The 14,537-nt window shown below is 46.8% G+C and carries 14 protein-coding genes; 11 read left to right on the forward strand and 3 right to left on the reverse strand.

The window, feature by feature from the left end:
- Positions 1-442: 442 nt before the first annotated feature.
- Entirely contained in the window at positions 443-886 is a 444-nt protein-coding gene (locus tag HMPREF0240_RS06650) for a MarR family transcriptional regulator (protein ID WP_009002673.1), read from the forward strand.
- Positions 886-1,659: a sulfite exporter TauE/SafE family protein gene (locus HMPREF0240_RS06655; protein ID WP_035312608.1), complete on the forward strand. Its 774-nt coding sequence runs from the start codon at positions 886-888 to the stop codon at positions 1,657-1,659. The genes HMPREF0240_RS06650 and HMPREF0240_RS06655 overlap by 1 nt, the downstream gene beginning before the upstream one ends.
- Before the next feature lie 34 nt (positions 1,660-1,693).
- Here HMPREF0240_RS06655 and HMPREF0240_RS06660 read toward each other — a convergent pair whose 3' ends face one another.
- The 3 genes from HMPREF0240_RS06660 to HMPREF0240_RS06670 form a co-directional block, all read right to left on the reverse strand.
- Complete coding sequence (locus tag HMPREF0240_RS06660) at positions 1,694-2,866, reverse strand: glycerate kinase (protein ID WP_009002675.1); 1,173 nt, start codon at positions 2,864-2,866, stop codon at positions 1,694-1,696.
- Positions 2,867-3,072: 206 nt separating this feature from the next.
- The gene (locus tag HMPREF0240_RS06665) at positions 3,073-4,131 is read right to left on the reverse strand and encodes a sugar diacid recognition domain-containing protein (protein ID WP_009002676.1); all 1,059 of its coding nucleotides are present in this window, start codon (positions 4,129-4,131) and stop codon (positions 3,073-3,075) included.
- 164 nt (positions 4,132-4,295) lie between these two features.
- Positions 4,296-5,129, reverse strand: a complete 834-nt coding sequence (locus HMPREF0240_RS06670; RefSeq protein WP_035312609.1) for a prepilin-type N-terminal cleavage/methylation domain-containing protein — start codon at positions 5,127-5,129, stop codon at positions 4,296-4,298.
- 265 nt (positions 5,130-5,394) lie between these two features.
- On the opposite strand from HMPREF0240_RS06670, the gene HMPREF0240_RS06675 reads away from it, so the two are divergent.
- The 9 genes from HMPREF0240_RS06675 to HMPREF0240_RS06715 all read left to right on the forward strand — a co-directional run bounded on the left by HMPREF0240_RS06675 (position 5,395) and on the right by HMPREF0240_RS06715 (position 14,471).
- Entirely contained in the window at positions 5,395-6,255 is an 861-nt protein-coding gene (locus HMPREF0240_RS06675) for an NAD(P)-dependent oxidoreductase (RefSeq protein ID WP_009002678.1), read from the forward strand.
- Positions 6,256-6,334: 79 nt separating this feature from the next.
- Positions 6,335-7,135: an MBL fold metallo-hydrolase gene (locus tag HMPREF0240_RS06680; RefSeq protein WP_009002679.1), complete on the forward strand. Its 801-nt coding sequence runs from the start codon at positions 6,335-6,337 to the stop codon at positions 7,133-7,135.
- Positions 7,136-7,450: 315 nt separating this feature from the next.
- Complete coding sequence (locus HMPREF0240_RS06685) at positions 7,451-7,921, forward strand: prepilin-type N-terminal cleavage/methylation domain-containing protein (RefSeq protein ID WP_035312610.1); 471 nt, start codon at positions 7,451-7,453, stop codon at positions 7,919-7,921.
- Between the two features lie 38 nt (positions 7,922-7,959).
- Complete coding sequence (locus tag HMPREF0240_RS06690; protein WP_009002682.1) at positions 7,960-8,409, forward strand: hypothetical protein; 450 nt, start codon at positions 7,960-7,962, stop codon at positions 8,407-8,409.
- Positions 8,410-8,542: 133 nt separating this feature from the next.
- A complete protein-coding gene (locus HMPREF0240_RS06695) occupies positions 8,543-9,325 on the forward strand; it encodes an A24 family peptidase (RefSeq protein ID WP_035312611.1) in 783 nt (260 codons plus the stop codon).
- A 42-nt stretch (positions 9,326-9,367) separates the two neighbouring features.
- Positions 9,368-10,567, forward strand: a complete 1,200-nt coding sequence (locus HMPREF0240_RS06700) for a type II secretion system F family protein (RefSeq protein WP_009002684.1) — start codon at positions 9,368-9,370, stop codon at positions 10,565-10,567.
- Between the two features lie 14 nt (positions 10,568-10,581).
- A complete protein-coding gene (locus HMPREF0240_RS06705) occupies positions 10,582-12,084 on the forward strand; it encodes a hypothetical protein (RefSeq protein WP_009002685.1) in 1,503 nt (500 codons plus the stop codon).
- On the forward strand, positions 12,056-12,769 hold the full coding sequence (locus tag HMPREF0240_RS06710) for a hypothetical protein (protein ID WP_009002686.1): 714 nt from the start codon (positions 12,056-12,058) through the stop codon (positions 12,767-12,769). The genes HMPREF0240_RS06705 and HMPREF0240_RS06710 overlap by 29 nt, the downstream gene beginning before the upstream one ends.
- A gap of 10 nt (positions 12,770-12,779) precedes the next feature.
- Positions 12,780-14,471 carry a GspE/PulE family protein gene (locus tag HMPREF0240_RS06715; protein ID WP_009002687.1) on the forward strand — a complete coding sequence of 564 codons (1,692 nt, stop codon included), beginning with the start codon at positions 12,780-12,782 and terminating at the stop codon, positions 14,469-14,471.
- Positions 14,472-14,537 lie beyond the last annotated feature (66 nt).

Consider the following 14,537-nt stretch of genomic DNA (forward strand, 5'->3'; position numbering starts at 1 on the left):
TTTGGCACCGCCATCCCCGGCTTTCCAACAAAACAAACATTAAGGCTAAGCTTTACACGGCAAACAGCCTTAATTATCCCCCAGACCCGGCCTTACATAATATAGCGCCTATATAGGGGTGGCATTTACTCTGGCAAAAAAACAGGTAAATCTCACTTCCGGCATAGTGCACCTATTTTTAAGGCTTTTCATGGTGGATTACTATTATTTTACACGAAATTCACATAAAAAACAGTCCTATTTCACATTTTTCACGAAATAGGACTGACCAGACTGCATTTACTTTGATAAAGTTGCATTAACCCTGAAACTCAACCTATTTTAAAATGAATTGACAAACTTCATTTTTATGCTAGAATAGTTCATTAGAGAACAGTTCTATAATGAACTTAATTTGATTCTGCAGGATACAATCTAACCGATCAAACAGGAGGATGGAAATATGCTTTCAACAGGTGAATTTTTATCGATTACGAACCTATTCAACAAGCTCTACAGCGGCAGCATCAATGTAGTTGCTGTTGAATTTGGGATGAGCAAAGTGGAAGTAGATGTACTTCTATTTCTTCATAACAATCCCCAGTATGATACTGCCAGAGATATAGTAGAATACCGCCATATTGCCAAGTCTTATGTATCAAAGGCCGTTGAGCTGCTGGTAAAAAGAGGGGCGCTTTCAATCAGGGAGGATGAGAAAGACAGGCGGATCAGCCATCTGGAAGTTACGAAGGAGGCGGCAGTGCCGCTTAAAAAGGCGCTGGAGGCACAGGCCGGGGTCATGGAGAAGATTTTCAGGGGGATCACGGAAGAAGAAAAGCAGATGTTTGAAAAGATTCTGTGCAGAATGTCAAGTAATTTAGAGACAATAAGACGGGGGGATGAATGATGATAGCGAAGATACTTGTCTGCCTGGCGGCAGGAATGGGAGCAGGGATCGGAACGGGACTGGCGGGACTTTCCGCGGCAGCGGTGATTTCGCCAATGCTGATCACATTTCTCGGATTTGATGCATATGAAGCGGTGGGAATATCACTTGCATCTGACGTGCTGGCATCGGCAGTCTCTGCATATACATATGGAAAGCACAAAAACCTGGATATAAAAAATGGGGTGGTAATGCTCTGCACGGTTCTGGTATTCACCCTGTTTGGCAGCTATATCGCTTCATTGGTCCCCAATACAACGATGGGAAGCTTTTCTGTCTTTATGACTCTGCTTCTGGGAATCAAATTTATCGTAAAACCGGTTATGACCACAAAGGAAAAGCAGGAGGAAAAAAGCACCAGAACAAAGGTGATCCAGTCGATACTGTGTGGTATCGTGATCGGATTTATCTGTGGATTTATTGGGGCAGGCGGCGGTATGATGATGCTTCTGATGCTGACGAGTATATTGGGATATGAGCTGAAGACCGCAGTGGGGACAAGCGTATTTATTATGGCATTTACTGCTTTTACAGGGGCCGTATCCCATTTTTCCATCAGTGGCGGACTGCCGGATATACAGGCCCTTGTATTATGCATCTTGTTTACGCTGATTGGGGCAAGAGTAGCAGCCAAATTTGCGAATAAGGCTCCGGCTAAGACTCTGAACCGGGCGACTGGAATAGTACTGTCTGTGCTGGGAATTGCTATGGTCGCAGTAAAATTTTTCCGATGACTATACTTATCGTTTGAAAGAACAGTCTGGAACGTCAATTTAATCCCTCTGTTTGTTTATATTTGTGATCTGACAGAACTTTTATGAGGCGGAAAACCTGTTCCGTACTATCAGTCAGGTTCCGGGCTGCATTTTCCGGGGTGAGGGCTTCTTCCAGAGTGGTGATTCCGCGGACTATGGGGAAGTAGGCGTCGATTCCGGCACCGTTGCAGGCACGGGCATCCGGGGTGACGCTTCCGGCGAATGCGAGTACTTTGGTGTTGTATTTTTGTGCAAGAGCGGCGACTCCGACAGGCGCTTTGCCCATAGCGGTCTGATGGTCGAGGCGGCCTTCACCGGTGATTACGATGTCTGCGGTTTTTAAATCTTCTTCCAGACGGACTGCGTCCAGAATCAGGTCTATCCCGGGTGTGAGGCGGGCGTTCAGGTAACTGAGAAGAGCGAAACCAAGACCTCCGGCAGCACCTGCACCGGGAGCCTGGACATGATCGGAGCCGAAGGTATCAGCGGTGATTCGGGCGAAGTGGGCCAGAGCGGCGTCCAGCCGGGGTTTCATTTCTTCGGTGACTCCTTTTTGCGGGCCGTATATGTATGTGGCGCCGTTTTCTCCGCAGAGTGGATTGGTTACGTCACAGGCAGCCTGGAATGTACATTCGGACAACCAGGGGTAAACATTGTCGGTACAGATCCTGCTGATTCCTGAGAGAGCCTGGGCACCCCGGCCTGTTTCATGGCCGTCTTCATCCAAAAAGACATATCCAAGGGCCTGGAGCATGCCGATACCGCCATCGTTGGTGGCGCTTCCGCCGATTCCTATAATAAAATTGCGGCATCCTTTTTCAGCTGCATCCGTTATCATTTCGCCCACACCATAGGTAGTGGCGGCAAGCGGGTTGCGCATATCTCCCGGAATCAGGGTGATGCCTGCGGCGGATGCCATTTCAATAATGGCGGTACCGGTTTCTTTCAGGTATCCATAACAGGCGGAAACAGGTTCGCCGAGAGGGCCGGTTACGGTGATTTCCATGCGCTCACCGCCCAGTCCCTCTATGAGGGCATCGGTTGTACCTTCTCCTCCGTCAGCCAATGGCCTGACAATTACGCTGGCATCGGGACATGCTTTCAGGATACCTTCGCGGACCGCATTCCCGGCCTCCATGGAACTTAAACTGCCTTTAAAAGAATCAACAGCAACGACTGCTTTCATAAACAATACCTCCGGATTTATAATTGTTATTTAAAAAGGGGTGCAGAATCAATGGTAATCTGTATGTATTAAGTATAGCAAATTGTTGATAAATAACTACGTTACAGATACTATAAAAAAGTGAAAATATAAGATATATTTGTTATAGGTACTAATGCACGGAATATAGGGATTGTCCAGAGGTACTGACCGATGAATGCATCCCTTTAAACATCCTGCCGGCAGAGCAGTGCGAACTGGAGAAGGAACGCATCCTGGAATACCCGGGGATTTAGTCCGGTTTTTTCGCCGATCTTATCCAACTGGTATTGCAGGGTGTTTTTGTGGATAAAAAGTGCCTCCGATGCGTCTTTTAAAGAAAGGCTGCAGGTGAAATAAGTTTTCAGTATGTGCAGCTCCTTCGGATTCAGTGAATTCAGGATATGATCTGCGTAAAGCTTCTGAATATTGCCGGGAAGGCTTTCCAGGATGAATTCTATGGAAATGTCTTCAATATTGCAGAAGACGGCGTTCAGCTGCAGTGCATGTTCCCTGGCAATCTGGGCGCTGTGGTAGGACTGATCCAGCTGATAGAGCGTACAAAACGGCCCCATTCCTGAATACACACGTCCCTTAAATTTGCTGGCAAATTCATCGGAAGAAAAACGGGCAAAGGTTTCCCTGTCAAATATTACGATCCATTCATTAGGGTACAGATAGAGGGAAAGACGGCAGCCCAGAGCGGCAAAATAAAAACGCAGCGAAGGCTCAAGGGAGGTGTCCGGCATTTTGATAGACATGGCGGCATACTCACTTGAAGGATCGATCTGATATTTCTCCAGGAGCAATTCCAGCTGCTTCTGGTTCTGGATGTTGTCATAAATAAGTGAAGTGATCAGATAATGCAGGGAGCGGTTTTCGGAGAGAAGCTCTTTGTTCAGCTGCTGCTCCTTGAGAAACACTTCCGTAATCTTAGTGATCAGGAAACCAAATTGTTTAAGCTCATTCGGATTTCCGGTGATGCCGATGGCGGCAACGGGATGCCCGTCCAGAAAAATCGGGTAATTAATCCCGTTCTGTGCGCCTTTGAATGTATGGCCGTTGTCTACAAAGATGGGAGTGCCTGTTTTGACAGCTTCACAGCCAGCTTCATGGAAAGTGCCGATGCGCCGGGGATTCGTGCTGCCAATGATGATGCCTGACGTGTTGATTAGATTGATGTCGTTTTCCACTACCTCGTAAACTGCATTGACTATTTGCGCCGCAAGCTGTTTCGAAAGTTCCATAGAGAGTCCTCCTGTCCGTATGATATGTATATTGTAATATATTTATGGTATGAATACTATAAAAATTATGCATATGTTAGAAGTATGTAGTTTGGAAAAAAATAAAACCACCTGCTATTCGGCTGAATCAGCCAGGTAACAGATGGTTTTTGCTATTGATAAAACTATTTTACTTCGGTGTATTTATTGTCTTCCAACCAGGTTTGCAAAGAATTATAGTCGTATACAGGTGAGTTTCCGGTTCCCCAGCCGGCAATGTTTATGTTGCTCTTATCGGGAGCCTGATAAACTTTTCCATCTACATAGATTAACTTAGCAGACCAGCCGCCATGTGTTTCAGCAGCGGTATTGGCAAACAGAACCATGGGGGGATTTTCCTGCCCAACGCTGCCTATATAATAAGGATGCCAGTATAAGTCATTTTTTTCGTAGGGAGTTCCCTTTTTCTGTCTCTCAGTTACTGACAAAAGACCACCATTTTTTGCAGCGTTTTCAATCAGTTTGAGACGGTCCAGAGAATTTAAGTTTGGATTATCTTTTTTTAGATCTGTAATATAATCAGATGCCTGTTTGATGAAGGTGTTCATCCGTGTAAGTGTAGCGCTTCCTTCTTCATCTACGTATATGCGTGGATCGTGGTTGATGTCATAAACTACATGAAGGTTGTTCCCGGACAAATATTCAAATGCCAATATTGTCGCGTCATCTTCCTCAAATTCGATCTCGGTATTAAATGAACCGCTTACATTCGCCTGTTGCAGAATAATGGGCCTGCTGTCATTCAATATCTGCGAGGTGAGTGTTCCTTCGGAGGCCAGATCAGCAGCAGTCCGGGCGGAAGCCTGAAGCACCTCGCTGCACTCGGAGATTGCAGATGCGTTTTTAGCCTTGGACACATATCTTAAAAGTGAAGGTACAAGGACGGCAGCAAGAACTAATATGATAACAATAACAACGATCAATTCTACCAGGGTGAATCCACCTTTCTTTCGCTTCATAAATACCTCCCCAGATATTCTCTTTAGTAAACTGTGGCTACAGTATAGCACTTTCATTTGGAGTTTTCAACGTAATTTATCAGTGTGCCGGATAGAAAGATAATTTTATCTATTGTAGCAGGTTTCCTGATATATTATAATAAAATAATGTTTCAGCATTATGGGTAAATCATATATGAATTTACGGAGCAGATACTGAAAGATATTAATTACGATCCGGAAAGAATGTAAGTGATTTCCGAAAAAAGAAGACGAGGGTGATAAAATGAAGAAGATAGGATTTATAGGAGTTGGTATCATGGGGAAATCCATGGTGCGTAATCTGATGAAAGCGGGATTTGAACTGCATATCTATGCAAGAGATAAAGCGAAAACAGAGGATTTGACTGCAGAAGGAGCGGTTTTCCACGATACCATAAAGAGCTGTGTGGCGGGCTGTGAGGCTGTCATTACGATTGTAGGATTCCCGAAGGATGTAGAAGAAGTATATTTTGATGCGGAAAATATACTGGATAGTGCAGATGAGGGCGCGTATCTGATTGATATGACAACTACCAGTCCGCAGATAGCAGAGAAAATATATACGGAGGGTAAAAAGAAAGGTTACCATGTAATAGATGCCCCTGTAACCGGTGGTGACAGGGGTGCGAAAGAGGGCACTCTCTCCATACTTGCAGGCGGGGACCGGGAGGACTACGAGGTATGTCTTCCTCTGTTTGAAGCTATGGGTACAAATATCAATTATCAGGGGAAGGCAGGCTGCGGCCAGCACTGTAAACTTGCAAACCAGATCATGATTGCCGGGGCACTGTCAGGTGTCTGTGAGGCGCTTGCTTATGCAAAGGCAAAGGAACTGAACCTGGAAACTGTACTGAAGTCCGTATCCACAGGGGCTGCGGGCAGCAGGCAGCTGGAGGCATTCGGTCCAAAGATACTGGCAGATGACTATGCACCGGGCTTTTTCATGAAGCATTTTATCAAAGACATGAAGCTGGCTTTGATTGAAGCAAATATGAGCGAACTGGATCTGGGGATGCTCAGCCAGGTGCTTGCAAACTGTGAAGAACTCGAGGCAGAGGGATACGGGGAACTGGGGACACAGGCACTTATGAAATACTATGAATAGACCGGTGACAGGCAGACGATGATGCGATACTGAGGGGATTACTTCAGGACCAGACAGGAAAAAAGTACAGGAGATAGTTATGAAATTGACAATATTGGGTACCGGGAACGCAACGGTGACAGAATGTTACAATACCTGCTTTGCTCTTTCGGAAGATCACAGGCATTTTCTGGTAGACGCAGGGGGTGGCAATCAGATACTGCGTATTCTGAAAGACACACAAATACCACTCGAAGAGATTCACGATATTTTTATAACACATGAGCACATAGATCATCTGCTGGGTCTGTTCTGGCTTATAAGAATGATCGGACAGAAGATGAATCAGGGGAAATATGAAGGTGATGTTCGGATTTACTGCCATAGCGGGCTGATTTCGACGATTACAACGATTGCGGAGCTGACTATAATGAAAAAGGTGACGCAGCATATCGGAGGGCGAATTCAGCTGATACCACTTGAAAGCGGCGATAAGAAACAAATACTGGACTGTGAGGTTACCTTTTTTGATATTGGTTCTACAAAGGCGAAACAGTTTGGCTTTTCGTTGAATACCAGGGATGGGAAAAAGCTGTCCTGCTGCGGGGATGAACCATATAATCCATGTGAAGCAGAGTATGTCAGGGACAGTGACTGGCTGATGCATGAGGCTTTCTGTCTCTATAGTGAAGCTGATAAATTCAAACCATATGAAAAGCACCACAGTACGGTGAGGGAAGCCTGTGAGCTGGCTGAAGAGCTGAAGGCTTCGAATCTGATTCTTTATCACACAGAAGACACTCGTTTGGGGGAGAGGAAGAAACTATATTCTGAAGAAGGAAAAAAATACTACAGTGGAAATCTATTTGTACCCGATGATCAGGAAGTGTTTTTGATTTAAAAAACGGTTCTGATAGAGGCTGAAAAAGCAGGCCTGCCTGCTCATATTATATGTTTTTTGAATGGCACGAGCAAAGAGAGCGTGAATGAAGCGCAAAGAAAGCGCAAATAATGGCATGAAATCTCATGAAAATTAAAAAGTAATAGGGCAAATAAGTCGCCACATATTGACAAAAACTGACAAACAGGGGTAAAATCAAAGCAGTATCAGTTTCATATGTCGTGATGCATGACATATGGTTCTTCCGTGGGTCACATATGTGATTCTAAACGGTGCAAGGGGAGGACGAAGATAATTATTCAGGAGGAAAATTATATGTTGAAAAATTTAAGGCAGAAAGCCAAAAATAAGAAAGGCTTTACGCTTGTAGAACTGATTGTTGTAATTGTAATCATTTTGATTCTTGCAGCAGTTCTCGTGCCAAGTTTATTAAGATATGTAGACAAAGCAAATAAGGCAAACTGTAAAGCAGATGCGGCTACAATCCTTTCACAGCTGCAGGCAGATTATGCTGCTGGGCAGGCTACAGATCAGACTGGGGTGGCTGGATTAACTGATACTTATACAGTTAATGGTATTGCAGTTAAGCCAGGAACTGCAGCACCCTCAGGGGAAGCAGCATACACGGTGGCAGCAATTACAGATAGTACGGCTGGAGCCCAAACTTATAAAGAGATTACTCAGTTTATCTATAATAATGGAAAATATACAGCAACTTGGGATATGGAAAAAACTGGAACTGGAGATACTGAAGTTGCAGCTGGTTGGAAAGTTACAAAGAACTAGCAGGTAATATTTACTAGGGGGGAGGTTCATAATTACATATGCCAAACAATAATTATGAATCCCTCACCTACAAAAACAAGTTCCTTAGAGCATGCAAAACAGCTCTGATCGTCCTGATAATCTCCCTAGTGGTTCTTGCACCGACCCTATGGATTTGGGACCAGTCAGTTCAGGAGCGGCAGGCTCTGCGCGAAGCAAAGAATGTTGTTCTGAACATGAATCTCCTCAGTTTAGAGTATTACGGCTCAGCCACCTCTATTATGGACAGCACCCGTTCAAGCGGGATGCTCAAATCTGCAGAAGAAGATATTGTCAGTTTCTCAGGAGCAGAGGGGGAGATACATTTAGTTTCATGGAATACCAGAAAGAACTGCGTAGATACCATGAGTTATCAGAAGGGAAGATTTTTGGTGCAGTATCAGTATGATTCAGCTGATGATACTGATACATGGGAAGTCTACCGGAAGATTCATCAATATGCTGATTAGATGAGAAGTGGGAATTTATTCGGTCAAAACCGGGTGAATTCCCCTTTTTATGAAAGGGAAAAAGTGGAAGCATGCACTTTTTTGTTTTCATAAGAGGAATTTTACTTCTGAAATTAAAATACGGAGAAATGATATGGGCTTAATGATATGTGAAGCGCTTCTGTGTATACTTGTATTTTTCGCAGGCGCCTGTGTGTTTTCGTTTTTAAATGTGATCGTCTATCGTGTCCCTAAGAAAATGTCTTTTATTAAGGGCCGTTCGGTCTGTCCGGCATGTTCCCATGACCTGGGGGCTGCGGATTTGATTCCCATATCCAGCTATATATTCCTGAAAGGGAAGTGCCGTTACTGCGGCGGAAAGATCGGGGTACGGGATACGCTTACGGAGGCGGCAGGCGGTGCGGCAGCCCTGTTCTGCGCCCTGTATTATGGATATTACGGTGGGGATTATGTGAAAGCGGTGCTGATATTTGCTTTCGCGGGGGTTCTGACAGTCGTTGCACTGATGGATATTGACACCATGGAGATCGCGGATGGCTGTTCAGTTGCCATCGTGGTTCTGGCTGTGGCGGGCATGTTTTTGATGAGGGAGATCACGATTGGGCAGAGGCTGATTGGCATGATATGCATCAGTGTGCCAATGCTGCTCCTGGCAATTGTTATTCCAGGGGCTTTTGGTGGTGGAGATATCAAGCTGATGGCAGCGGGCGGGCTGTTCCTTGGAGGGAGGATGGTTCTGGCATCCGCGGTTTTCGGCATCCTGCTGGGAGGTGGGTACGGGATCTATCTGCTGGCATCGAAAAAGAAAGGGCGCAAGGAACAGTTTGCGTTCGGGCCGTTTCTGTGTGCGGGCATGATATTGGGCCTGCTCTGGGGGAACCAGATGATTGACTGGTATTTGGGTATTCTGATATAATAAAATATTACCGAAACAGGGAAAATAAGGGAGGTACGTCTGATGGCACAATACAAGTATAAGGCTCAGACGATAGATGGAAAAAAGATATCGGGCACCATGAATGCGGGGGGCGAAGCGGAGCTGCAGCTCCGGCTTCACGACCAGGATGCTTTTCTGCTTTCGGCAAAGGAGGTACGCTCCGGGAAGAACCGGAAGCAGTTTAAGCCCAAGGTGCTGGCTGACTTTTCCCGGCAGCTGTCCACGTTGGTTGGGGCAGGAGTGACTCTGGTGAGGGCGCTTAATATCATTGCAAATGGAGAGGCGATCAAGCCGAATGAGCGTCAGGTTTATGAGGACATGGTCCGTCAGATCCGGCAGGGGATCTCACTCTCCGAAGCGATGGAGGCACAGAACGGTGCATTTCCTCCCCTGATGATTTATATGTACCGCTCTGCGGAGAGCAGCGGCAACCTGGAGCTGGTATCCATGCAGATGGCGCTGATGTTCGAAAAGGAGCACCGGCTGAACGGAAAGATATCCAGTTCCCTTGTGTACCCGAAGATACTGGGTGTGATGATTATTGGGGTTGTCATGGTTCTGACGAAGTTTGTTATGCCTCAGCTCCAGGAGCTTTTTGATACCATGGAGACTCTGCCGCTGCCTACCCGTATCCTCAATGGAATCAGTGATTTTATGCAGAGCTACTGGTTTCTTGCCATAGCGGCACTGCTGGGGATTTGGGTCGGATGGAAGGCACTGCTGAGGATCCCGGGGTTCCGGCGGAAGTGGCACAGGGTGCTTCTGCATATGCCAGTGTTCGGCAAGCTGCAGAAGATTATCTGTACCGCCCGGTTTGCAAGGACTCTAAGTTCCCTTTATTCGGCAGGAATTCCGATCGTGCCTGCACTGCAGATTGCAAGAAATACGGTGGGCAACGATTACATAGATATGCAGTTTGATGAAGTAATTCCCTATGTCCGGGCCGGAAACAACCTGAGCGATGGACTGGATATGGTGGATGGGTTTGTGAAAAAACTCTCCGATACAATCCGGGTAGGGGAAGAAACGGGAAGTCTTGACTCCATGCTGCTGGCAACGGCGGATGCCATGGAATTTGATGCAGATATTGCAATCAATAAGATGGTGTCATATGTGGAACCAATCATGCTGATAATCATGGGAATCGTAGTGGCATTTGTTATGGTGGCTGTGTTCAGCGCACTGTATGGTTCTTATGATGGTATCGCAGGTATGGAATAAGGAGGCAGCAGGATATGGTAGTTGTATATTTGTCCAACCGGTACATCCGCGTTGTGGACGGGGACGTTTCCGGCGGAAACATTCATGCAAAATCGCTTTATTACTCGATGGATAACAGGGGATGTATCCTGAACGGAACCATCACAGATGAGGAGGGGTTCAGGGATATCATCCGGAATCTGTGGGAGACCAACAATATCCCGAAGAAGAATGTATACCTGGTTATCGACAGTAATCAGTTCACCACGAAAGTGGTGGATGCACCGGCGATGAAGCCAAAACAAATGATGGAATATATCAGCCGTGAATTTACGGATGTGGAGAGGATATCCAATCCGGTTTACGGCTATTTTCCGTTATCTGAGGGGGATAAAAAGAAAAGTAAATTAAAACAGTTTTTTGCAGCTGTGGCACCGCGGGAACTTGTGCGCGGATATATGGAGAGCTTCGCAGGACTGGATATTACAATCAGCGGTGTGGAAAGTGCAGTGGGCGTGACCATGAGGCTGGCCAAAAGGCTTCCGCAGCTGAAAGGCTCAACCTGCATTATTCAGTTTGCAGATGATATGTCACTGATCAACCTGCTTCTGGTAGACGGAGAATATAAATATTCCAGCAGGAACCGAATGTTTTCCGAGTCCGGTACTCCGGAATTCGCTGCGGAGACAGCACGTACTGTCAGCACACTTCTGCAGTTTGCCAAGGCACAGGATCTGGCACAGAAGATTCCACAGGTATACATAGCAGGTTTGTCAGAGGATGAACTGCAGATATATAAAGACAGTATCGGGCAGATTGATGCAGAGATGGAAGCGGATGCACTGCAGCTGGAGCCGGTGGTGAAGCCCGGAAAAGCCGCCGGAGGCAGACAGGAGCTGACACACTTTGCGTTGACTGTGGGAGGGCTGATAAAGACAGATCCCAAGACTTCGATTCTGTCCCGGGTTGTGAAAGAACCGGAGAAGGAAGCGGGGAGGAAAAAACGGAGAAAAATGATGATTCCGCTGTTTGCGCTGGCTGCGGTTATGTTTTTACTTGTCGGTATTATGGGCGGTCGTGCGATGTATTATAACGTGCAGCTGAAGGAGCTGGAGGAGTATAACCAGAGGACGGATATTGTGGCATCATGTGACGAGTACGATCTGCTGAATGAAGAACTGCAGGCTGCATCTTCTCTGGGAAACAGTATGGTGAGCCTCAAAAGCAGCGTACTGGCCTATCCAAGAGTAGACAGTGAGACAGAGCGGGTAGTGGCTTCCTGTGCCTCGGGGCTGGTTACGGCAGAGATCAGCAGTTATGATGCCAAGAGCGGCCTGCTGAGCTTTGATGCAAAGGCCGGAAATGTAGACCAGATTAACCGGTTTATCGAACTTTTGAATAAGCAGGAGATATTTGCCACGGTAGATTATACAGGATATTCCCAGGGGTCAGATGACCAGTGGAGCGTAAAAGTGAACTGTATTATGGCGGCAAGACAGGAGGAAAGCGATGACACTGAAGCTGACAGAGAGGGATAAAAAGTTATTGGTTATACTGGCTGTATTCATCCTGATCGTCGGTATAGGCGCCGGTGTCCTGATGCCTCTGATGGATAAAGGCCAGGAGCTTCAGGAGAAAGCGGCAGATGCAAGAATTGAACAGCAGGAACGGGAACAGAAGGTCGTATCCCTCCCGGTGCTGAGAGACAGGGAATCTACAGTACTGAATAATATAGAAGAGATGAAGAAAGAGTTTTATCCGGTTATGAAAAGCATGGAGATCGATAAGATGCTGACGGAACTGGCTCTTTCTAAGGGACTGACCGTGAAGGATCTGGACATTAAGATGCCCTCCCAAGGGGAGTACAGTACGATAAAAAATTATACGGCTTTCACCGATGAGAGTGAGACGGAAACAGCAAATGACGGGGTAACATATAATGGCATTTATACGGCGGTGGTATCTATGACGCTGCAGGGAAGCAGAGGAGAGATCCAGTCGATGATGGATGACTGTGCTGCAAACGAGCCGGGGATGCGGATCACCGATTTTACATGGCAGAAGGCAAAAGAGTCTGAGGCCAGAACGCTTGGGATGACCCTGGAAATCTATATGTGCAGAGACACTGAGCAGTATATCATGGAACAGCAGGCGGCACAGGCAGCTGCCAAAGCGGCAGAACAGGCGGCACAGACAAATGCCGCAGAAGAAACAGAAGAATAGAGGCGGTTTTATGGAAACAGCAAGTATTAAGAACCTCAGAATCGGGGATATTTTAAAAGAATACAAGTATGTGACGGACGAGCAGATCAAGATGGCCATAGATTACCAGAAGGAACACAAAGGAGTCCGTATCGGCGGCGCCTTAATTGAGCTTGGCTGCATTACCGAAGCGCAGATGCTGGAGGCCCTGGGACAGCGGCTGGAAACACAGGTGGTAGAGATTTCCAATCTGGATGTGGATCCGGAAGTGGTTGAGAAGATCCCCAGACAGCTTGCGGAAAAGTACGAGATGCTGGCGGTAAATGAAAAGGACGGTCTGCTGAATCTTGTTCTGAATGACCCCATGAATTTCTATGGGATAGAGGATATCCGCCAGATCACCGGTATGCAGCTGAATATCAGTCTGAGCCCACGCGCGGAACTGCTTCGGGCGATTCATTACTATTACTCGGAAGTCGGTGCGAAGAAGGCGGCGCGTGTTGCAAATGAGAGCATCCGGGAAGAAGAAAGACTGGAAGAGATGGAGATCAGCGAAGATGATGACGATGATACGCCAATTATCAACCTTCTGAACCGTCTGATTAACCGGGCATACAGCACCAATGCTTCGGATATCCATATAGAGCCTTTTGAGGACAAGACCATGGTGCGGATGAGGATTGACGGTGCAATCGTAGAATATGTCTCTCTGCAGAAAAGTCTGCACGCATCTCTGATTGCGCGTATCAAGATTCTGGGCGGTATGGACATTGCGGAACGGAGAATCCCGCAGGACGGGCATTTCCGGATCAAAGTGGAGGGACTGCACATCAATATCCGTGTATCTGTCCTGCCGACGGTGTTTGGAGAAAAGGCTGTTTTGCGTCTGCTGGCAAGCAACTCTCCGATCGATTATCCGGATACTTTCGGAATGGAACAGAGTGATTATCAGAAAATCCAGAAAATGTTGTGTTCACCGAACGGTATCATCTATTTTACAGGGCCAACGGGATCGGGAAAGACAACAACACTGTATATGATACTGCAGGATATTGCCAAAAAGGCAGTCAATATCTCAACGATTGAAGATCCGGTGGAAAAGAACCTGCCGAAAGTGACTCAGACGCAGGTGAACAATCAGGCGGGACTTACGTTTGAGTCCGGACTTCGGGCGCTGCTCCGTCAGGACCCGGATGTTATCATGGTCGGTGAGACCCGTGACGTGGAGACAGCGACGATTTCAGTGCGGGCGGCAATTACCGGGCATCTGGTATTTTCCACGCTGCATACGAATGATGCGTCCTCCTCTATTATCCGTTTGGAGGACATGGGGCTGCAGCCGTACATGATTGCAAACTCACTGGTGGGAATCATTGCCCAGCGTCTGATGAGAAAAGTATGCCCCGATTGTGCGGAGGAATACGAGGCTCCGGAAGAGGAAAAGGATATGCTGGGGGTCAGCGGCCCTGTGCGTATCAGGCGTGCCAAAGGCTGCCCTCTCTGTAATTATACAGGATACCGCGGGCGGACAGCCATACATGAGATCCTGCTGATTGATAAGAATATACGCAGATTGATTACCACAGGAGTGACTTCGGAAGAAATCGAAGAGTATGCGGCAGAGCATCAGAACATGAGAACGCTGAAGCTGTGCGGGACGAAGATGGTCCTGGAAGGGGTCAGCACTATAGAAGAGCTTCAGAAGGTAGCATATTATGCATAGATCGTGTTTTAAAATAATAGAACAGTCCTCGGGCGGATACATGCGGGGTGGCTGACAGGAGGCAGA

The sequence above is a fragment of the Clostridium sp. D5 genome (assembly GCF_000190355.1).
GTDB lineage: Bacteria > Bacillota > Clostridia > Lachnospirales > Lachnospiraceae > Faecalicatena > Faecalicatena fissicatena_A.